The sequence below is a fragment of the Dechloromonas sp. ZS-1 genome, assembly GCF_039649255.1.
GTDB lineage: Bacteria > Pseudomonadota > Gammaproteobacteria > Burkholderiales > Rhodocyclaceae > Azonexus.
This window is the reverse complement of record NZ_JBDIYD010000002.1, coordinates 167,715-187,267: the sequence shown is the minus strand read 5'-3', so window position 1 is coordinate 187,267 and position 19,553 is coordinate 167,715. Positions and strand designations below refer to the sequence as shown.

General features: G+C 61.7%; 24 protein-coding genes and 1 tRNA gene. 15 read left to right on the top strand and 10 right to left on the bottom strand.

Going from position 1 to position 19,553, the window contains the following annotated elements; genetic code table 11:
- Positions 1-7: 7 nt before the first annotated feature.
- A complete protein-coding gene (locus tag AACO21_RS03700) occupies positions 8-943 on the bottom strand; it encodes an AAA family ATPase (protein ID WP_346191143.1) in 936 nt (311 codons plus the stop codon).
- Between the two features lie 127 nt (positions 944-1,070).
- Between AACO21_RS03700 and AACO21_RS03695 the strand changes: the two genes are divergently transcribed.
- The 5 genes from AACO21_RS03695 (at position 1,071) to AACO21_RS03675 (ending at position 4,321) form a co-directional block, all read left to right on the top strand.
- The gene (locus tag AACO21_RS03695) at positions 1,071-1,997 is read left to right on the top strand and encodes a histone deacetylase family protein (RefSeq protein WP_346191142.1); all 927 of its coding nucleotides are present in this window, start codon (positions 1,071-1,073) and stop codon (positions 1,995-1,997) included.
- A gap of 90 nt (positions 1,998-2,087) precedes the next feature.
- Complete coding sequence (locus tag AACO21_RS03690) at positions 2,088-3,308, top strand: aspartate kinase (protein WP_346191140.1); 1,221 nt, start codon at positions 2,088-2,090, stop codon at positions 3,306-3,308.
- 55 nt (positions 3,309-3,363) lie between these two features.
- Positions 3,364-3,456, top strand: a tRNA-Ser gene (locus tag AACO21_RS03685).
- Between the two features lie 58 nt (positions 3,457-3,514).
- Positions 3,515-4,075, top strand: a complete 561-nt coding sequence (locus AACO21_RS03680) for a flavin reductase family protein (RefSeq protein ID WP_346191139.1) — start codon at positions 3,515-3,517, stop codon at positions 4,073-4,075.
- Positions 4,076-4,099: 24 nt separating this feature from the next.
- The gene (locus AACO21_RS03675) at positions 4,100-4,321 is read left to right on the top strand and encodes a DUF3079 domain-containing protein (RefSeq protein ID WP_346191138.1); all 222 of its coding nucleotides are present in this window, start codon (positions 4,100-4,102) and stop codon (positions 4,319-4,321) included.
- Here the strand turns inward: AACO21_RS03675 and AACO21_RS03670 are convergent.
- Together AACO21_RS03670 and AACO21_RS03665 are read right to left on the bottom strand one after the other, a co-directional pair.
- A complete protein-coding gene (locus AACO21_RS03670) occupies positions 4,299-4,592 on the bottom strand; it encodes a GIY-YIG nuclease family protein (protein WP_346191137.1) in 294 nt (97 codons plus the stop codon). The two genes, AACO21_RS03675 and AACO21_RS03670, sit on opposite strands and share 23 nt — an antisense overlap.
- Positions 4,589-4,846, bottom strand: a complete 258-nt coding sequence (locus tag AACO21_RS03665) for a hypothetical protein (RefSeq protein ID WP_346191136.1) — start codon at positions 4,844-4,846, stop codon at positions 4,589-4,591. Before AACO21_RS03665 ends, AACO21_RS03670 begins: the two co-directional genes overlap by 4 nt.
- A gap of 90 nt (positions 4,847-4,936) precedes the next feature.
- On the opposite strand from AACO21_RS03665, the gene AACO21_RS03660 reads away from it, so the two are divergent.
- From AACO21_RS03660 to AACO21_RS03645, 4 genes are read left to right on the top strand one after another with little or no spacing between them, the layout of a single operon-like run.
- Entirely contained in the window at positions 4,937-5,569 is a 633-nt protein-coding gene (locus AACO21_RS03660; protein WP_346191135.1) for a YceH family protein, read from the top strand.
- 9 nt (positions 5,570-5,578) lie between these two features.
- Entirely contained in the window at positions 5,579-6,604 is a 1,026-nt protein-coding gene (locus tag AACO21_RS03655) for a J domain-containing protein (RefSeq protein WP_346191134.1), read from the top strand.
- Entirely contained in the window at positions 6,601-7,188 is a 588-nt protein-coding gene (locus tag AACO21_RS03650; RefSeq protein ID WP_346191133.1) for a YigZ family protein, read from the top strand. The genes AACO21_RS03655 and AACO21_RS03650 overlap by 4 nt, the downstream gene beginning before the upstream one ends.
- Before the next feature lie 54 nt (positions 7,189-7,242).
- Positions 7,243-7,830, top strand: coding sequence for an HD domain-containing protein (locus AACO21_RS03645; protein ID WP_346191132.1), 588 nt, complete (start codon positions 7,243-7,245; stop codon positions 7,828-7,830).
- 119 nt (positions 7,831-7,949) lie between these two features.
- Here the strand turns inward: AACO21_RS03645 and AACO21_RS03640 are convergent, their stop codons facing one another.
- Positions 7,950-8,876, bottom strand: coding sequence for a LysR family transcriptional regulator (locus AACO21_RS03640; RefSeq protein WP_346191131.1), 927 nt, complete (start codon positions 8,874-8,876; stop codon positions 7,950-7,952).
- Positions 8,877-8,992: 116 nt separating this feature from the next.
- Between AACO21_RS03640 and AACO21_RS03635 the strand changes: the two genes are divergently transcribed.
- From AACO21_RS03635 to AACO21_RS03620, 4 genes are all read left to right on the top strand, one after another.
- Complete coding sequence (locus AACO21_RS03635) at positions 8,993-9,514, top strand: SRPBCC domain-containing protein (protein ID WP_346191130.1); 522 nt, start codon at positions 8,993-8,995, stop codon at positions 9,512-9,514.
- A gap of 13 nt (positions 9,515-9,527) precedes the next feature.
- Complete coding sequence (locus tag AACO21_RS03630) at positions 9,528-10,391, top strand: NAD(P)-dependent oxidoreductase (RefSeq protein ID WP_346191129.1); 864 nt, start codon at positions 9,528-9,530, stop codon at positions 10,389-10,391.
- A gap of 73 nt (positions 10,392-10,464) precedes the next feature.
- On the top strand, positions 10,465-11,562 hold the full coding sequence (locus AACO21_RS03625) for an NADH:flavin oxidoreductase/NADH oxidase (RefSeq protein WP_346191128.1): 1,098 nt from the start codon (positions 10,465-10,467) through the stop codon (positions 11,560-11,562).
- Between the two features lie 87 nt (positions 11,563-11,649).
- Positions 11,650-11,982, top strand: coding sequence for an SMR family transporter (locus tag AACO21_RS03620; RefSeq protein WP_346191127.1), 333 nt, complete (start codon positions 11,650-11,652; stop codon positions 11,980-11,982).
- Between the two features lie 297 nt (positions 11,983-12,279).
- Here the strand turns inward: AACO21_RS03620 and AACO21_RS03615 are convergent, their stop codons facing one another.
- The 5 genes from AACO21_RS03615 to AACO21_RS03595 form a co-directional block, all read right to left on the bottom strand.
- The gene (locus tag AACO21_RS03615) at positions 12,280-12,477 is read right to left on the bottom strand and encodes a hypothetical protein (protein WP_346191126.1); all 198 of its coding nucleotides are present in this window, start codon (positions 12,475-12,477) and stop codon (positions 12,280-12,282) included.
- A gap of 196 nt (positions 12,478-12,673) precedes the next feature.
- Positions 12,674-13,393: a phosphoadenylyl-sulfate reductase gene (locus AACO21_RS03610; RefSeq protein ID WP_346191125.1), complete on the bottom strand. Its 720-nt coding sequence runs from the start codon at positions 13,391-13,393 to the stop codon at positions 12,674-12,676.
- 10 nt (positions 13,394-13,403) lie between these two features.
- A complete protein-coding gene (locus AACO21_RS03605; protein WP_346191124.1) occupies positions 13,404-13,910 on the bottom strand; it encodes a DUF934 domain-containing protein in 507 nt (168 codons plus the stop codon).
- Positions 13,910-15,601, bottom strand: coding sequence for a nitrite/sulfite reductase (locus AACO21_RS03600; RefSeq protein ID WP_346191123.1), 1,692 nt, complete (start codon positions 15,599-15,601; stop codon positions 13,910-13,912). The genes AACO21_RS03605 and AACO21_RS03600 overlap by 1 nt, the downstream gene beginning before the upstream one ends.
- A gap of 21 nt (positions 15,602-15,622) precedes the next feature.
- The gene (locus AACO21_RS03595; protein ID WP_346191122.1) at positions 15,623-16,399 is read right to left on the bottom strand and encodes a sulfite exporter TauE/SafE family protein; all 777 of its coding nucleotides are present in this window, start codon (positions 16,397-16,399) and stop codon (positions 15,623-15,625) included.
- Between the two features lie 82 nt (positions 16,400-16,481).
- On the opposite strand from AACO21_RS03595, the gene AACO21_RS03590 reads away from it, so the two are divergent.
- Together AACO21_RS03590 and AACO21_RS03585 are read left to right on the top strand one after the other, a co-directional pair.
- A complete protein-coding gene (locus tag AACO21_RS03590) occupies positions 16,482-17,423 on the top strand; it encodes a CysB family HTH-type transcriptional regulator (RefSeq protein ID WP_346191121.1) in 942 nt (313 codons plus the stop codon).
- A gap of 67 nt (positions 17,424-17,490) precedes the next feature.
- Positions 17,491-18,333: an HDOD domain-containing protein gene (locus AACO21_RS03585; RefSeq protein ID WP_346191120.1), complete on the top strand. Its 843-nt coding sequence runs from the start codon at positions 17,491-17,493 to the stop codon at positions 18,331-18,333.
- On the opposite strand, the gene nosD is transcribed toward AACO21_RS03585, so the two are convergent.
- Positions 18,327-19,544: a nitrous oxide reductase family maturation protein NosD gene (gene nosD, locus AACO21_RS03580; protein WP_346191119.1), complete on the bottom strand. Its 1,218-nt coding sequence runs from the start codon at positions 19,542-19,544 to the stop codon at positions 18,327-18,329. The genes AACO21_RS03585 and nosD overlap by 7 nt on opposite strands.
- Positions 19,545-19,553 lie beyond the last annotated feature (9 nt).

Sequence of the window (19,553 nt, the reverse complement as noted above, 5' to 3'; positions counted from 1 at the left end):
CAGGAAGTCAAGGAATCGAGACGCGCTGGATCAGGGCAGCCAGTTCGGCAGGGCTGGCGCTCCGGCTACTGTGCGGGCTGCTCAGGCGGTGCCCGGCGACGGCGGGAAACACGGCCTGGACGTCGTCCGGCAGGACCATGTCGCGCCCGGCCAGCCAGGCCCAGGCGCGCGCAGCATGGAGCAGGCCGAGTCCGGCGCGCGGGGAAAGTCCGTGGCGGAAGTGGGCCGTGTCGCGGGTGGCGGCGAGGAGTGCCTGGACGTAGTCGATCAGTGCCGCCGAGACGGTCAGCTTCCGGATGTGCGCTTGTAGTGCCGGCAAGGTCTTCGGGTCGAGTTTGGCCAGGCAGGTGTCGGCCACCGGGCGTACACTGCCCGTGGTGAGCAGGTGCCGTTCCGCAGCGCGATCCGGGTAGCCCAGCTCGATGCGCATCAGGAAACGATCCAGCTGCGATTCCGGGAGGGGGTAGGTGCCGATCTGATGCGCCGGATTCTGTGTCGCGATGACAAAAAAGGGCTCCGGCAACGCATGGGTGACGCCGTCGCAGGAAACCTGGCCCTCCTCCATGGCTTCAAGGAGCGCGCTCTGTGTCTTGGGGCTGGCGCGGTTGATTTCGTCGGCCAGCAGCAGTTGGGCGAAGACAGGTCCCGGCTGAAAGCGGAACTGCTGCGCCGCGCGATCGAAAATCGATACCCCCGTGATGTCCCCCGGAAGCAGGTCGCTCGTGAACTGGATGCGTGAGAACTGCAGGCCGAACAGTCGCGCCAGGGTGTGGGCCAGCGTGGTCTTGCCCATCCCCGGCAGATCCTCGATCAGCAGATGTCCGCCGGCCAGCAGGCAGGCACAGGCCAGGCGGATTTCCCGGGGCTTGCCGAGGACGATGCGCCCAGCCTCTTCAAGGAGGTCGGCGAGGCGTGCGGCATGATCATGGTTGGGGTTTTGCATGCGGGTTCCGGAGGGTTTGCTTCAGTCGATTCTAATGCTTGAAGCCGGTCGTGAAATGGGACGATAATGGCATTTCGACGTGCGCCTCAGGGGGGCGCCGGTACGGAGAGAGAAAGAAAGAGAACAAGTGACTACCACGGCCTTTATCACCCATCGCGACTGCTTGTTGCACGACATGGGAACGCATCACCCGGAATGCCCGCAACGTCTCACCGCCATCAACGATCACCTGATTGCCCAAGGCATTGACGCTTACTTCGTTTACTACGATGCCCCGCTGGCAAGTTTTGAACAACTGCTGCGCGTACACCCCGCGTCTCACCTCGAACGCCTGAAGCGTGCCTCGCCGGAAATGGGGGTGGTTCACCTCGATCCGGATACCGCGATGAATCCGCACACCTGGCAAGCTGCCTTGCGCTCAGCCGGGGCGGGGTGCATGGCCGTTGACCTCGTCATGCGCAAGGAAGTTCAGAACGCTTTCTGCGCCGTCCGCCCGCCCGGTCACCACGCCGAAAAAGCGACCCCGATGGGCTTCTGCTTCTTCAACAACATCGCAGTCGCCGCCCAGCACGCGCTCAAGGCGCATGGCCTGGAGCGCGTGGCCATCATCGACTTCGATGTGCATCACGGCAACGGCACCGAAGACTGTTGTGCCGGTGATGACCGCATCCTGATGTGCAGCATTTTCCAGCATCCGTTCTATCCCTATTCGGGCGCCGACAACCCGGCCAGCAACATGTGCAACGTGCCGCTGGCGGCCGGCAGTGGCGGCGAAGAATTCCGCGATGCCGTGATGCAGGTGTGGACGCCGCGCCTCAAGGAATTCAAGCCGCAGATGATCTTCATCTCCGCCGGTTTTGACGCGCATTACGAGGACGACATGGGCGGCCTCAAGCTCGTCGAGAAGGATTTTGCCTGGTGTACCGACCATCTCATGAAACTGGCGGCAGAAATCTGCGACAAGCGCATCGTTTCGATGCTCGAAGGCGGTTATGTGATGACCTCGCTGGCACGCAGCGTCGGCGCGCATCTGCGCGTGCTGGCCGATCTCTGATTCAGGTCTGCGGTTCACCTTAAAAGGGGCTGGATAGGTTAAAATCCAGCCTCTTTTCATGTTTATTACAACGTTTAAACGGACAAATCCATGGCGTTGATTGTTCAGAAGTACGGCGGCACGTCGGTCGGCAATCCCGAGCGCATCAAGAATGTCGCCAAGCGCGTTGCCAAGTTCCACGCGCAAGGGCACCAGGTGGTGGTGGTCGTTTCCGCAATGAGCGGTGAAACCAACAAGCTGATCGCGCTGGCCAAGGAAATTCAGGCCAATCCCGATCCGCGCGAGCTGGATCAGATCTGCTCCACCGGCGAGCAAGTCACCATTGGCCTGTTGTCGATGGCCCTCAAGGAAATCGGTGTCCCGGCCAAGAGCTACACCGGTGGCCAGGTCAAGGTCCTGACCGACAGCACCTTCACCAAGGCCCGCATCCTGTCGATCGACGAATCCAACATGCGTCGTGATCTCGACGCCGGCAAGGTCGTCGTCGTGGCAGGCTTCCAGGGTGTTGATGCCGACGGCAACATCACCACGCTGGGTCGTGGCGGTTCCGATACCTCCGGCGTGGCCCTGGCGGCTGCCCTGAAGGCCGACGAATGCCAGATCTACACCGACGTCGATGGTGTCTACACCACCGATCCGCGCGTTGTGCCGGAAGCGAAGAAGCTCGACACCATCACCTTCGAGGAAATGCTGGAAATGGCCAGCCTCGGCTCCAAGGTGCTGCAGATCCGCTCCGTCGAATTCGCCGGCAAGTACAAGGTCAAACTGCGCGTGCTGTCCAGCTTCCAGGATGAAGGCGAGGGCACGCTGATTACTGTTGAGGAAGACAAGAACATGGAACAACCGATCATTTCCGGCATCGCCTTCAACCGCGACGAAGCCAAGCTGACCGTTCTCGGCGTTCCCGATACCCCGGGCATCGCCTACCAGATCCTGGGCTCCATCGCTGAAGCCAACATCGACGTCGACATGATCATCCAGAACGTCGGCCACGATGGCACCACCGACTTCTCCTTCACCGTCAACCGTGGCGATTTCGCCAAGGCCCAGGCCATCCTGGAAGACGTCAAGGCCAAGCTGGGTGCGCGCGAAGTGACCGGCGACAACAAGATCTGCAAGGTCTCCGCCGTTGGCGTCGGCATGCGCTCCCACCCGGGCGTGGCCTCCAAGATGTTCAAGGCCCTGGCTGACGAAGGCATCAACATCCAGATGATCTCCACCTCCGAGATTAAGATTTCCGTCGTCCTCGACGAGAAGTACCTGGAGCTGGCCGTCCGCGTCCTGCACCGCGCCTTCGGTCTGGATCAATAAGGTTTGACCAACGGGCGCGAACTCTATATCATTCGCGCCTCGTTGTCCGAGGCATGGAGACGTGGCCGAGAGGTCGAAGGCACTCCCCTGCTAAGGGAGCATGCGGGCAAAACCTGCATCGAGGGTTCGAATCCCTCCGTCTCCGCCAGTATGACAACCTACAGAAAGCGTCCAATCGGACGCTTTTTGTTTTTCCGGAGTCCGCCATGCATCATTACGCTGCCGTTCCGCTCGATAAATCCTATCTGCTTTTGAATCATGGCCCGGTGACGCTGGTTTCCAGCGCTGCGGCGGGGCGTCAGAATGTCATGGCGGCTGCCTGGGCCATGCCGCTCGATTTTTCGCCGCCCAAGGTGGCGGTGGTGATCGATGCGCAGACGCTGACGCGCGAATTGATCGAGGCTTCCGGCGAGTTTGTTCTCAGCATTCCGGTGCGGGCGCAGGCCGAACGGGTCTTGGCGGCCGGCTCGCAAAGCGGGCGCGATGGCGACAAGTTCGTGCTGACCGGCCTCTCGCCGCTGGCGGCCAGCCAGGTGGGGGCGCCGCTGATTGCCGGCTGCGCGGCCTGCCTGGAGTGCAAGGTGCTGCCTGAGGCGCACAACCAGCAGCGCTACGATCTCTTTATCGGCGAGGTGGTGGCGGCGTGGGCCGATCCCGCCGTCTTCAGCCAGGGGCGCTGGCATTTTGATACCGACGCCGCACGTACCCTGCATTACGTCGCTGGCGGCGCTTTCTTTGCGACGGGCGAGCCGGTCGCGGTATCCTGATCTTTTCGCTTGAGCGGAGGCCGCATGGCCAAGCGTTTTCCTCTCCATCCCAAACACCCGGAGCGCATCTGCTGGGGCTGCGATAAATACTGTCCGGCCAATTCGCTGCAATGCGGCAATGGTTCGGGGCGGACGCAGCATCCGGCGGAAATGCTGGGGGATGACTGGTACACCTGGGGCGATTGGGGCATTGTCGATGCCGAGGACCCGACGGCCGATCCCGTCAAGCCGTCAGGGCAGGGCTGAGCGCTTCCGGTGTGCCCGGCTGGAGCGTCGCGGCATAGCGTCGCTTCTCCGTCGCACTCAGTTGTTTGATCCGGTATTCGGCCCGGCTGGCGCTGGCGCGATCCGGGTGGGATTCCCAACCCAGCAGGTTGGCCGGCGGATGGCTGCGCGTATAGCGGGCGCCCGTCCCCGCAACATGGGCCGCATAGCGCGCCGCCACGTCGACTGTGATGCCGGTATAGATGCTGCCATCCCGACATTCGATCAGATAGAGAAACCAGGGTTTGCTCACGCGGCGCTGCCCGGCTGCCGTGCCAGCGCGGCGCGAATGCGTGCCAAGGTGTCCTCGATCGCGGCCTTGCGTGACACCTCCAGCCCGAGATCGCGGGCGATCTGATTGACGCGGGCCGCATTGAGCGGAATGCCGCCGCGATCGACGGCCTCGATCAGCTGGCGGGCGCGTCCGTACTCGTCGAGCGCGGCGGGGGCCGGAAAAAAGCGCGCTTTGAGGCGGGCAAAGAGACCGGAGGAACGGCGAGATGTCATAAACTTCAGGCTTTGCAAAATGCGGGTTGTCCGACGGTCGACCGTCGGCAGGCCACCATTTTGCCATGCACGATAACCGGACTGCGAATCATGACCGATCTCTCGACGTTGCCCGAACTTTCCCTGATTGAAACGCGCATCCTCGGCACCCTGTTTGAAAAACAGCGCACCGTGCCGGATACCTACCCACTTTCCCTCAATGCCCTGCAGGCCGGGTGCAACCAGAAAACCAGCCGGCATCCGGTGATCGAGGTGCAGGAAGCAGAGCTTGTTCAGGCCCTCGAAGCCCTGCGCGAGCGGGGTTTGGTGGCTGAGGTCAGCGGCAGCCGGGTGACGCGCTACGAACATCGCCTGGAAAAAGGGTTGGGCGTGCCGGGGCAGGCAGCCTCCCTGATCGCCGTGTTGATGCTGCGTGGCCCGCAGACGGCGGGCGAGTTGCGCCTCAACAGCGAGCGTCTGCATCGCTTTGCCGATATTTCATCGGTCGAGGCGTTTCTGGAGGAACTGGCCGAGCGCGAGGGCGGCCCGCTGGTCATTCAGTTGCCGCGCCTGCCCGGCGCCCGTGAAAATCGCTGGATGCATTGCCTGAGCGGCGTGCCGGAGGTGATGCCGGGGGCCGCTGCTGCGCCGCGCGAATCGGGGGATCTGGCTCGCCGGGTTGAGGCGCTTGAGGCCGAAGTGGCCGAGCTACGCGCGCAGATTCAGGCCTTGCTGGACCGTTGACCGCCGCTCATGCTTGAAGCGCTCGCATTGCTGGGTCTGGCACCGGAGAGCACGCCGGCCGAGTGGAAACGAGCGTATCGCCGCCTGGCCATGCGCTGGCATCCGGACCGCTGCGATCACCCGGAGGCCACCGAGCGTTTCAAGGCCATCGCCGCCGCTTACGACACCCTGCTGGCTGCACAGGCGGGGGAGGACGCAGCGGAAGATGCCGAGCCGGATGAGGCAACACCGGAACCCGATGCGCCGGCGCCGCACGCGCCTGCCTCGCCACCGATGCCGGATATCCGGCTCAGCCTGACACTCAGTCTTGAAGAAGCCGCGGTGGGTTGTCGCAAGACCCTGCGCGTGACACGCCATACGACCTGTGAAACCTGCGACGGCAGTGGGGAGTCCGGCCTCTCCCGCACCCGTTTCTGCGACGCGTGCCATGGCAGTGGCCGGCTGCATGATCGCGAACGGGGTCTGGTGCATTGCCCCGCCTGCGCGGGCAAGGGTCTGTTCACCGAGCGCCAATGTCCGGCGTGTGAAGGCAGCGGCCAGTTGCCGAGCGAGGTCGATCTGGTTGTGCGTATTCCACCGGGCCTGCTGCCCGGGGATGACCTGCGCCTTGCGGGGCAGGGGCAGGCCGCGCAGGGTGACCGGCCGGCCGGCGATGCCTATGTGACCATCCTGCTTGCAGCCCACCCCGTTTTTGAGCGGCACGGGCGGGATGTGCACGTCGTTGTGCCGGTCAGTGCGCTCAGCCTGCTGGCCGGCGGCGACATCCAGATTCCGGGTTTGCTGGGGATGCTGCCCCATTCCCTCTCGCCCGGCGCGGTGGCGCCGCGCACCCTCTGCCTGAAAGGTGTGGGCTATCCCGGTCGCGGCAGCCAGCCGGCCGGTGATCTGCATGTGCGTTGCGAGCCGGTCTATCCGGCATCGCTTGACGCCGCCACCCGCAAGCGTTTGCTCGCCATCGACGCCGCCTTGATCGCCCAGGGCGCCTATCCGGCGCTGAACAGCGGGGCGGGGAGCGCGGATGGGGGGGCTGGGTGAGCGAGGTGTACACCCTGGCGGTGCCGGTGTGCAGCGCCTTGCTGATCAAGAAAAGCCGCTTCATCGGCTGTGTGCAGCCGGTGCATGATCGCAGCGAGGCGCAGGCCATCGTGAGCGCCTTGCGTGCCGAACATCCGGGGGCGGCGCATGTTTGCTGGGCCTTGCTGGCAGGCGGCCAATCCGCTGCCGTGGATGATGGCGAACCGAGCGGGACGGCCGGGCGCCCGATGCTGGATGTCTTGCGGCATCAGGGTCTGGAGGGGGCGCTGGCCACCGTGGTGCGCTATTACGGTGGCGTCAAGCTGGGCGCGGGCGGCCTGGTGCGCGCCTATACCGACTGCGTGGCCCAGGCCCTTAAAAGTGCCGAGAAAATTCCGCGTATCGCGCAGACAGTGCTGGCCTGCACCGTGCCCTATGCGCAGGAAGGGCTGCTCAGACGGGAGATCGAGCGGGCGGGGGCGCAGCTGTTGCGTGTCCAGCACGGTAGTACCGTGTGTTTTGAGGTCCGGCTCCGTACGGCGCAGGCCGTGGATTGGCAGGCCGAGATCGGCGAACTGACGCAGGGGCGGGTCGTCTGGTCCTGAAGCAGGGGGCTCTGCTAGACTGCCGCCTCCGTTTTCGCAAGCAGGCTAACGATCGTGATCCCGAGCACCCTGGCTAAACAACTGGCTTTCCTGCAGGAAATCGACAAACTCAAATCCGTGATCCGCCTGACGCCGTTGATCGACCGCTCACGCCGGGAGAACAGCGCCGAACATTCCTGGCACCTGGCCCTCTACGCCCTCGTGCTGGCGGATTATGCGGCGGCGACGGTCGACGTCGCGCGGGTGGTCAAAATGCTGCTCATCCATGACATCGTCGAAATCGACGCGGGCGACGTGCCTTTCCATGCACCGGAAACCCACGTCGGCCAGGCCGACCGTGAGCGCCTGGCTGCCGAGCGCCTGTTTGGCCTGCTGCCCGACGCGCAGGCAGCCGAATTCCGTGACCTGTGGTTCGAGTTCGAAGCGGCAGAAAGCGCAGATGCCCAGTTCGCCAAAGCCCTGGACCGCTTCCAGCCCATGCTCCACAACGCCGCCACCGACGGCGGCACCTGGATCGAATGTGCCGTCACGTTCGACCAGATCAAAGCCCGTTGCCAACCCCCCATCGAACGCGGCGCCCCGGCCCTGTGGGCGGCAGCGGAGGAGATGGCGCGGGGGTATTTCGAACAGGCTGCTGAATAGGCGGGTAGGGAGGGGCGGGGTTCGACCACAAGCTGACTGTCAGCCAGGTGAACATTGAGACGTCCAAATGACTGCTTCGATTTCAAAGCGGTCGGCGCATCAGCGATTAAAGCATTTCACTACAGAGTCCTGGCTGGGTGGCGAAGCCTCTCCAGCATGAAGTCCACAAACGCTCTCACCCTGGCAGACAAATGCCTGTTTTGCGGATATGTGACAGAAAACTGACGCGACCTTCCGCCATACCCTTGCAGTACTTCAATCAATTCGCCGCGAGCCACTGCCGCTCCTGCGATGAAGTGATAGGTCTGGAACAGGCCACCTCCAGCGTTGCCCCAACTGATGCAGCCAAACGCATCATCAAGCAGGCGGAAACGGCTGCGGAACCCATAATCCATCTCCTGCCCGTCCGGCATCTTCAGTATCCAGGGCATGGCCCGTCCGGTAGTCGGCAGAATGAATTGCAGGCAGTCGTGCTTTGCCAAGTCATCAAGGTGTTCGGGAATACCTTTGCGAGCCAGGTAGTCCGGTGTCGCAAAGATGCCGACCGTCGCGTCTTCCAGCTTGTGCGCAATCAGGCGTGAGTCCTGGGGCGTACCAATCCGGATGGCTAGGTCGTACCCCTCATCGACAATGTCAGCCACCCGGTTGGACAGACTTAGTTCCAGTTCAATCTGAGGATACGCCGTGGTGAAATGGTGCAGCATCGGGAGAAGGCGGTAATTGGCATACAACGTCCCGACGCTGATGCGCAGCAATCCGCTGGGGACTTTCTGATTCCCTGTGATGGCCCGTTCAGCCTCGGCAATCTGCTCCAGCGCCTGCCGGCATTCTTGCCAATAGAGTTCGCCCTCACTGGTGAGCCGTACATTACGTGTCGTCCGCGAGAAGAGGCGCACCCCCAGCCGCTCTTCCAGACGCTTGATGGAACGACTGACCGAAGCCGGCGTTAGTCCCATCGCTTCAGCCGCCGCGGAGAAACTGCCCAATTCGGCGGCCTTGCAAAAGAGCTCGATGCTGCCGACCTGAGTGTTATCGAAAGTGCGCATCAGTTGTTCGTGTATGTAATAAATAATGTGATTTTAAGGTAATTTATTCATTCGAGTGTCGAAAGTACAGTGCACCCCATCGGCACTTTTGCCACGACTTGATAGAGGAAATCACCATGAGCGACATTCTTTGGCCGGCTGGTTATGTGCCCGGTTTCACCGACAACTACTGCTCCAACGAAGTCATCGTCACCGGACTGACGGCCGAAGAGCTTTGGCCCTTCCTGAACACCCCGTACCTGTGGCCAACCTATTACGCCAACTCAGCCAATACCCGTTTTTACGACGGCAAAGGTCCGGAGCTGGCCCTGGGTGACCGCTTCTACTTCGAAACCTTCGGTTTCCCCGTTGAAGCACAGGTCGTTGAGCACGTTGCGCCGGTAGTCGGCCAAGCAGCACGGATTGCCTGGCATGGCTGGGCGGGCTCGACGCAGGAAGACCGTCTCGATGTTCACCATGCGTGGTTAATTGAGGAACTGTCTGCGGGTCGTGTTCGCATCCTTACGCAGGAAACCCAGGTAGGGAAGCCAGCGCAAGCGCTGGCCCAAGCCAAACCGAACCCGATGATTAACGGCCATCAGGATTGGCTAGATGGCATGGTGGCTGCGGCTCGCCAAGCCAAACTAGCTGCTCAATAAACAAGGGAAGCAAATGTCACACATTGCCTTTTTGGGTTTGGGTGCGATGGGCAGCCGAATGGCCTCCCGTCTCCTTCAGGCCGGACAGCAGGTCACCGTCTGGAATCGTTCATCTGCGGCCAGCGAAGCACTGGCCAAACTTGGGGCCCAGATTGCGCCAACGCCACGTGCTGCTGCCCAATCTGCCGACTTCGTCATTACCATGGTGCGTGATGACGAGGCTTCCCGGCAGATTTGGCTCGACACAGAGAGCGGTGCTTTGATGGGGATGCGCCATGGGAGCATCGCTATTGAGAGTTCGACGCTATCGCATCGTTGGGTCGTCGAACTTGGCCAAGCCTTTAAGGCTGCCGGTATGCTGTTTCTGGAGGCGCCGGTATCCGGCTCACGCCCACAAGCGGACGCAGGCCAGCTCATCTATTTCGTGGGTGGTGACGCAGTGGTAGTAAAACAGGCTGAGCCGCTGCTGGCGTTAATGGGGGGTGCTATCCATCCGGTCGGGCCGGTTGGGAGTGCTGCCATGACCAAGCTGACCACCAATGCCCTGCTCGGTATTCAGGTGACCGCGATGGCCGAACTCGTGAACATCCTCCAGCGCTCCGGTGCGGATACCGCTCAGATTCTTCAGGCCGTCGCTGGAACCGTGGTGTGCAGCCCCTTCGCCAAACGCGCTGCCGACAGTATGCTGGCTGGCGATTTCACGCCCCAGTTTCCGGTGGAACTGGTCGAGAAAGACTTTGCCTACGTGTTGGCTTCAGCAGCTTCCCCAAAGTCTGTGCCGACACTGGCCGCCGCCCATCAAGTGTTTGCTGATGCGGTTACCCAAGGCTTGGGGAACGAACATCTGACCAGCGTCGTGAAGCTGTTTGCTCAATAGGCAGCGCGCCTCGAGCCTCATTTTTTCGGCACGTCACCCTGATGTGCTGCTGCTGTTTCAGGAGCCTATTCATATGTCCGGATTGTTTTCGAGTTTCAAACTGAAAGACGTTACCCTGCGCAATCGGATTGCTATCCCGCCCATGTGCCAGTACAGCGCCGTCAATGGGATGGTGAACGACTGGCATGAAGTGCATTACGCCAGCCTCGGACGTGGCGGTGCCGGGCTGGTGATTGTGGAGGCGACCGGTGTTGCCCCCGAAGGCCGTATCACGCCGGCTTGCCTCGGCTTGTGGAACGATGCCCAGGCTGCCGGACTCGCCAAGGTCGCTGCTGCCATCAAGGCGGGAGGCGCCGTTCCCGGCATTCAAATTGGCCATGCCGGCCGCAAAGCCAGCGCCAATCTTCCTTGGGAAGGCGATGACCATATTGCCGAGGGCGACCCGAGAGGCTGGAACACCCTTTCACCCTCGGCTGTTGCCTTTGGTGCCAATTTGCCCAAGGTGCCCAAAGCCATGACTCAGGAAGATATTGCACGCGTCCGCGATGACTTTGTCACGGCAGCGCGTCGGGCACGTGAGGCCGGGTTCGAGTGGCTGGAATTGCACTTTGCCCACGGCTATCTGGCGCAGAGCTTCTTCTCCGTACATGCCAATCAGCGCACCGACCAGTATGGTGGTGACTATGCGGGACGCAGCCGCTTCCTGTTGGAGACCCTGGCCGCCGTCCGGGAAGTGTGGCCCGAGCACTTGCCATTGACCGCCCGTTTTGGCGTCATCGAGTTTGATGGCCGGGACGACGAAACCCTTGCCGAAGCGATTGAGCTGTCCATCGCTTTTCGCAAAGCCGGTCTGGATATGCTGAGCGTGAGCATGGGCTTCTCGACACCGAAGGCCAATATTCCCTGGGCTCCCGCTTTCCTGGCGCCCATTACCGAGAATGTACGCAATGCGACCGGCTTACCTGTCGCTTCCTCCTGGGGAATCGACTTGCCGGCCACTGCGGAGCGTGTGGTCGTGGACAAGCAGATGGACCTAGTAATGATTGGCCGCGCTCATCTAGCCAATCCGAATTGGGCCTATCAGGCGGCTAAGGCGCTTGCCAAAGACAAGCCATCCTGGGTCTTGCCGGCACCGTATGCGCACTGGTTGGAGCGCTACAGCGTAGCTTGATTCCGCATTAGTATCGCGGATATTTCTTGTGTCATTCGGGGGTGGCTCAGTTGAGTCGTCCCCCTGCGTGCATTGGTAGGAACGAGTATGAAAACCTGGCTGCTTCTGTTGGTGGCGATTATTTGCGAAACGGTTGCCACTTCCGCACTGAAATTGAGTGAGAACTTCACGCGACTGCTGCCATCACTGGTCGTTGTTGCCGGCTACGCTGCTGCCTTCTACCTGCTTTCATTAACGCTTCGGGTGATTCCGGTCGGTGTTGCATATGCCGTTTGGTCTGGCGTTGGTATTGTTCTCATCACCTTGGCCGGCTGGTTCGTGTTTGATCAGAAACTGGACATGCCGGCATTGCTCGGTATGGGCCTGATTGTTTCCGGTGTGGTCGTTATGAATGTATTTTCGAATAGCACGGCACACTAAAACGCTTACAGCACTGTCAACCCTCAACAGGGTGTTGATAACCAGGCATAGTTATCTTTCGTCTCGAAAAACAGCATTGGCTCGTTTTGAGATATTCGGGCAGCAACTCAGCATTTTCTCCAGACAAAAAAACGCCCGCGCGAGGCGGGCGTGAAATCCAATCCATTCAGGGGTTGGAGGAGGAGACAGACCTCAGTATCCTCCAACTCGTTGTGCATTGCAGCATACGATGTGTAGCGCTGTGTAACAGTTAGTGACCGGTGAGTCAGTAATTATCGGGCGCGCTGGATTTTCGTATCAGGTTGGGTTGGGCAGGGGCATCAGTGAGCGGGCGGGGACAATCATGCGCTTGCGGGCGCCGCCGCCGATTTCGCGCTCGACTTCCCACATCGCCAATCCTTTGACGATGGCCACCTGTTCGATGGCGGTGACAACTGCGCCGAACTTCACACACACATATTCGGCACCGCGTTTGATCGTGGTCGTGACTTTCACTGCTAGGCCTCCTGTGTTACGAAAAAGTGATGTTTATATTACCGCTGCCGGCCATCTTGTGAAGGGGGGCGGCACCTGTTTTATGTTCAGATTTTTTCGAATTATTGAAGGCTTGAAATACAAAAAGCCCTGATATTTCAGGGCTTTTTGGGGGCTCGCACCCGGGAAGCCCGGGCGGGTGGGCGTGTCGGGGCGTTTATCCCTTGACGTGCAGGCCGCACTCCTTGGATTCCGGGTTTTCCCACCACCAGCGACCGGCGCGGACGTCCTCGCCCAGCGAAATGGCGCGCGTGCAGGGGGCGCAGCCGATGCTGGGGTAGAACTTGTCGTGCAGGGCGTTGTAGGGGACGCCGTGTTCCTTGATGTAGGCCCAGATTTCCTTTTCAGACCATGCGGAGAGCGGGTTGAATTTTTCCAGCCCATTGCCTTCGTCGTACTCGCGCACAGCCAGGTTGCCGCGGGTGGCGGCCTGTTCGGCACGCATCCCGGTGATCCAGGCTTGCTTGCCGGCCAGGGCGCGCTTGAGCGGCTCGACCTTGCGCGCGTAGCAGCAGGCCTTGCGCAGCGTCACGGAATCGTAGAAAGCGTTGATGCCGTGCTGGCGGACGTAGCTTTCGACTTCTTCGGCCTGCGGGAAGTAGAGCTTCAATTTGAGGCCGTAGTGGGTGTCGACCGTCGCCATCAGGTCGTAGGTTTCCAGCGGCAGGCGGCCGGTATCGAGGCTGAAGATTTCGATGGGCAGCTTGGCCTTGACGATGAGGTCGGTGAGGACCATGTCTTCGGCACCCAGGCTGTTGGCAAAGGCGCAGGCCGGAAACTCACGGGCGATCTCGGCGAGCAGGGCTGCGGCTTGGGCAGCCTTCTCGGCGGTGCTGGCAGCGAGTGCCGGCGTGACGTTGAGCAGGGCGGGATTCATCGGCAAGTCCTCAGGCGCGGCGGCGGAAGAAGGGTTGCGGTTCGCTGGTGGCGCCCTGGTAGGCATCCGAGAAGGTCGTGAAACCGGCTTCCAGTGCGTAGCTGATGTTCTTGCCATCCTTCAGCGCAAAGCTGTTGAAACCGACGCGGCGCATGAAGAAAAGCTGATCGTGCAGCACGTCGCCGACGGCGCGCAGTTCGCCGGTGTAGCCGTAGCGCTGGCGGATCAGGCTGGCGGTGGAGTAGCCGCGACCATCGACGAACTTCGGGAAATTCACGGCGATGATGGCAAAGCGCTTCAGGTCGGCGGCCACGTCTTCGACGCGGTCAGCCGGTTGCAGCAACAGACCGAGTTGTTCGCGGCCGGCCAGTTCGCCCTGGCGGGCTTGCCAGACGGCGAGCGGAACGATCAGGTTGCCGGCGGGCAGGGCGATGCTTTCCGGCGTGTCGCCTTCAGCCAATTCGAGGGTCTGCCAGGTGTCGACCGCAGCGGACTGGTTCTGGATCAGTTGGGCCATTATGCGGTCTCCTTTTCAGCGGATTTGGCCTTGCCGTGGGCGCGGCCTTCATAAACGAGGTTCTTGAAGGGATCGAGGCCGATACGGTCAAAGGTGTCGATGAAGCGTTCATCCTCGTGACGGTTGCCGAGGTAGACCTTGATGATCTTTTCGACGACGTCCGGCATTTCTTCTGCCGAGAAGGAGGGGCCGATCACCTTGCCGAGCTTGGCATCATTGCCCTGGCGGCCACCGAGGGTGACCTGATAGAACTCGGCGTCGTTCTTGTCGACCCCCAGCACGCCGATGTGGCCGACATGGTGGTGGCCGCAGGCGTTCATGCAGCCGGAGATGTTGAGGTCGATCTCGCCGATGTCGAAGAGGTAATCGAGGTCGTCGAAACGGGCCTGGATGGCCGTGGCGATGGGGATGGACTTGGCGTTGGCCAGGTCGCAGAAATCGCCGCCCGGGCAGCAGATCATGCCGGTGAGCAGGCCGATGTTCGGCGTGGCGAGGCCGGCGGCGCGGGCCTTCTCCCAGACCTCGTGCAGGTCGCCCAGCTTGACGTCGGCCAGGATGATGTTCTGCTCGTGGCTGATGCGCAGCTCGCCGAAGCTGTAGCGGTCGGCCAGATCGGCCACCAGATCCATCTGTTCAGCAGTGATGTCGCCCGGGGCGATGCCGTGCTTCTTGAGCGACAGGGTGACGGCGGCGTAGCCCGGCACCTTGTGGGCGTGCGTGTTGCGCTCGACCCAGCGGGCGAAGGCCTTGTCAGCGGTCTTTTTGGCCTCGAAACCGGCGTCGACCGTCGGCAGGGCGGCATAGGCCGGTGCGGTGAAGTGGGCGGCAACGCGGTCGTATTCGGCCTGGGTGAGGGTCATCGGACCGCCCTTGCCGTGCGCCCATTCGGCGTCGACCTGTTCGCGGAAAGCCTCGATGCCGAGCGCCTGGACGAGGATCTTGATGCGCGCCTTGTAGGCGTTGTTGCGGCGGCCATAGCGGTTATAGACGCGCAGGATGGCTTCGCAATAGGAGAGGATGTCCTGCCAGGGCAGGAAGTCACGAATGATCTGGCCGCGAATCGGCGTACGGCCCAGGCCGCCGCCCACGATGACCGTGAAGCCGACCTGACCATCGACCTGCTTCAGGTGCAGGCCGATATCGTGGAACCAGGTGACCGCGCGGTCTTCCTGCGTGCCGGAAATGGCGATCTTGAACTTGCGCGGCAGGAAGGCGAATTCCGGATGGAAGGTCGTCCATTGGCGCATGATTTCGGCCAGCGGGCGCGGGTCGATGATCTCGTCGGCGGCCACACCGGCAAACTGGTCGGTGGTGATGTTGCGCAGGCAATTGCCGGAAGTCTGGATCGCATGCAGGTCGACCGTCGCCAGCTCGGCGAGCATCTCGGGCACATCCTCGATCTTCGGCCAGTTCAGCTGCAGATTGTGGCGGGTCGTAAAGTGGCCGTAGCCGCGATCGTAGGTGCGGGCCAGATGGGCCATCTTGCGCAGCTGGTCGGCGCTGAGCATGCCGTAGGGCACGGCAATCCGGAACATCGGCGCGTGGCGCTGGATGTACAGGCCGTTCTGCAGGCGCAGCGGACGGAATTCATCGTCGGCCAGCTCGCCGGCTTTCCAGCGGCGAACCTGATCTCTGAACTGGGCGACGCGCTCGTTGATCAACTGGCGGTCGATGGCATCGTATTTATACATGATGATTCCTTGGGGAAAACCTTAAGCAAGGACCAGCTTGGTGCCGATCAGCACCAGCATGGAGGCCAGGATGCGGCGCAGGATATGTTCCGGCACCTTGGCAGAAAGATGGCTGCCGAGCCAGATGCCCGGCAGTGAACCGAGCAGCAGGGCACCGAGCAGGGACCAGTCAACGCCGCCGAGTAACCAGTGACCGAGGCCGGCCACCAGCGTGAGCGGCACGGCATGGTCCACGTCGGAGCCGACAATCTTGACCGGCGACAGTTTGGGATACAGGAAGAACAGGGCCGCCACCCCCAGCGCGCCCGCGCCGACGGAGGAAATCGTGACCAGCACGCCGAGAATGGCGCCCACCAGCACGGTAACCTTGGGCAGGCAGCAACGACGGAATTCGGATTCTTCGTGCTGGGCTGCGTACTCCCGCAGCTTGCGGCCAAACAGGATGGCCACGGCAGTGAGCATCAGCGCAAAACCCAGGCCGTGCGAAATGATCGCGCCAATCGCGTTGCTGCCCTTGGGCAGCTGGGACAGGACATAAATGGTGATGGCGGCAGCCGGAATGCTGCCGGCGGCGAGCCGGCCGGTGATGGCCCAGTCGATATGGCCCTTCCGTCCGTGCGCGACCGTGCCGCCAGCCTTGGTCATGGCGGCATAGAGCAGGTCGGTACCGACCGCCGTGGCGGGATGCACGCCAAACAGCAGCACGAGCAGCGGGGTCATCAGCGAGCCGCCACCGACGCCGGTCAGACCGACAATGGCGCCGACCGCAAAGCCGGAAAGGGTATAGAGATAGTCCATGGCCGCGCATCTTACGGGCCTTCGTTTGAAACAAAAAGAATATTGCGTTAGATTGTTATAAACTTTGGTTATTAAGCGATCCATGAAACTTCAACAGCTCCGCTACATCGTCGAAATCCAGCGTCAGGGCCTCAATGTTTCCGAGGCGGCCGAGAGCCTCTACACCTCGCAGCCGGGCATCTCGAAACAGGTGAAGTTGCTGGAGGACGAACTCGGGATTGCCATCTTTGAACGCAGCGGCAAGCGCTTTACCGGCGTTACCGAACCCGGCAAGGCAGTGCTGGCCATTGCAGAGCGCATCCTGCGCGAAGCGGAAAACCTCAAGCGTGCGAGTGCCGAATATGCGGCGGGCGACAGCGGTCGTCTGGTCCTGGCCGCGACGCATACGCAGGCGCGCTATGCCTTGCCGCTGGTGGTGCGCGACTTCGTGGCCCAGCATCCGCATGTCCGGCTTGAGCTGCACCAGGGCAGCCCGACGCAGATTGCCGAGTGGGTGGTGGCGGGGGAGGCCGATCTCGGGATTGCGACCGAGGCCCTGGATCAATATCCCCAGTTGGTCACCCTGCCGGTACGCCAGTGGAGCCACTGCGTCATCGCCCCCGAGGGCCATCCCATTCTGGCGACCGGGCCACTCTCGTTGCAGGAACTGGTCAAGTGGCCGTTGATCACCTACGACACGGCGTTTACCGGACGTTCCCGGATCAACCGGGCCTTCGAGCGGATCGGTAGTCAGCCCAATATCGCCTTGACCGCCCTGGATGCCGACGTGATCAAGACGTATGTCAGCCTTGGTCTCGGTCTCGGCATCATCTCGGCCCTGGCTTTTGACGCTCAGCGCGATGCCGGTCTGGTGGCCCTGGATGCCGGGCATCTCTTCGAGTCGAACACGACCCGGCTCGCCCTGCGCAGGGGCAGTTACCTGCGCCGGTATGACTATGATCTGATCGGCCTGTTTGCGCCGCATCTGGACCGGCGCGTTGTCGAGATGGCCATGCAGGGCGGGGGCGATGCCTATCAACTATAACTTTTGTCGGATTTGAAACAATCGTCATTCGGCGTACCCTTTCGGCTATCGCGAGGGAGTACGCCAAATGAATGCAGTCTCTGACGAAGGGCAGTTGAGTTTGTTGTTGCAGGGGATCGATATTCCCCCCTGTCCGGCCATCCTGATGGATATTGACCGTGAATTGCGCAAGGAAACGGTCGATCAGCGGGAAATCGCCCGCCTGGTTGCCCGCGATGTCGGGCTCTCCGGTCAACTGATGCAGTTGGCCAATTCTCCGGCCCTGAGCGGCGGACGTCAGTTCACCTCGGTCATCCAGGCCTTGAATGTCCTCGGCACGCAGCAGGTGCTCAACCTCGTTATCGGCCAGTTGCTCAAGGTGGCCATGGAAGAAGGGCAGTCCGTTTCCCTGGAGCGTTTTTGGGACAGTTCGGCCCAGACCGCGCGGGTTTCTGCCGAAATCGCCCGTCGCTTGCGCTGCATGCGGCCCGATGTCGCGTATACCTTCGGCCTGTTTCACGATTGCGGCATCCCGCTGATCATGAAGCGTTTTCCCCAGGCGAAGTCCGTGCTGGCCCTGGCCAATGGCGAAGAATTCCACAATTTTAGTGCAGTTGAAGAAGCGCACTTGGGCACCAGCCATGCCATCGTCGGCTATTTCTTGGCCAAGCGCTGGAATCTGCCGGACTTCGTGGCCGAAGCCATCCTGCATCACCATGATTACGTCGTCTTTGAGGACAAACTCTGCTCGGAACCGGTGCGCAATGCAATTGCCGTTTGCGTGCTCGCCGAGCATGTGATCCGTCTGCAGCATGGTGGTCTGGCAGACATGGAGTGGGTCAAGGCGGCGCCCGGTGCGGCCAGCCAACTGGGTATTTCACTCGTCGAGGTGGATGACCTGATCGAGGATTTGCTCGACTGGCTTCACTGAGCGTGTGGCGTCATGCGCGGCGCCGGGTCGCGCAGGATCAGCGCCGGGGCTGAAAACGGGGCCAGGCGTTCAAGAAAATCCAGAAGTTCGAGCACCGGCGCATTGCGGAAAAAGCGTGCAGCCGGCGTTTCCATCCAGATCCGGTCGGCGTAGGCATAGAGTTCATGCGGGGTGTCGCCAATCCCGTCATGATTGCGGTCGAACCCCTGGTAGTCGTCCCAGGTATTCCCCCACCAGACATCATCCATCGGATTGCCGTCACCAATGATGGTGACGGGCCACAGGTTGCCCTTGAAGCGGTTGTTGAGGGCGATGTGGCCGCCTTTCACGCCGTAAAAGTAGATGCCGGTGACGTTGTGGGCGACCGTGTTGTTGTGAAAGACGATGCGGCTTTGCGGGTGCGTGGGGGAGTCGGCCATGATGCCGTGGGCGCAATGCACAATCTCGTTGCCATCCACCAGGGCAGCCGATGTCTCTTTGAGCGCCACGCCGGCCCCGGACGGGTCCATGGCATGCAGGATGCGGTTGCCGCGGATGAGCAGCCCTTCGGAGTTGAGCGCGACGATGCCGGTTGAGTTGTTCTCGAAGCGGTTGCCTTCGATCAGGGTGCGATGCGCGAAGAGCAGATTGAGTGCACGTCGGCTTTGGCGGACCGTATTCCCGATAAAGCGGTTGTGGGTGGCATTGCTGACCGTGATGTCGCGGATCTGGGCAATATCGTTGTTTTCGATGCGGTTATGGCGGCTGTACCAGAGACGCACGCCGTCGCCGCGGTCCGCTGCATCGACCGGCAAGGAGCGAATGTGATTGGCGCGGATCAGGCTGTCTTCGCTCTTGTGCAGTGAAATGCCGAAGAGCACATTCTCGATCCGGTTGTTTTCGATGCGCAGTCGATGGCCTTCGGCCATGATGCCCCCATCAATGGCATCGTGTGACTGCCCGCTGTTGCGCAGGGTCAGGCCGCGGACCGTGACGTCGTCAGCCTGGATGTGCAGGATGGTGCCGCGGCCACCCGCATCGATGATCGCCTGGCCGCGTCCTTCGAGGGTGAGCGGTTTGGTGATGCGTGCCGGCCCGAAATATTCACCGGGTGTCAGGATCAGGGTGCTGCCGGCCGGGGCTCGGTCGATCAGCGGCTGCAGCAGTTGGGCTGCCCGGGCAGAGCAGGCCAGCAGGGGCAGCAGGCAGAGCAGCAAAAAATGAAAACGCATGATTCCGGC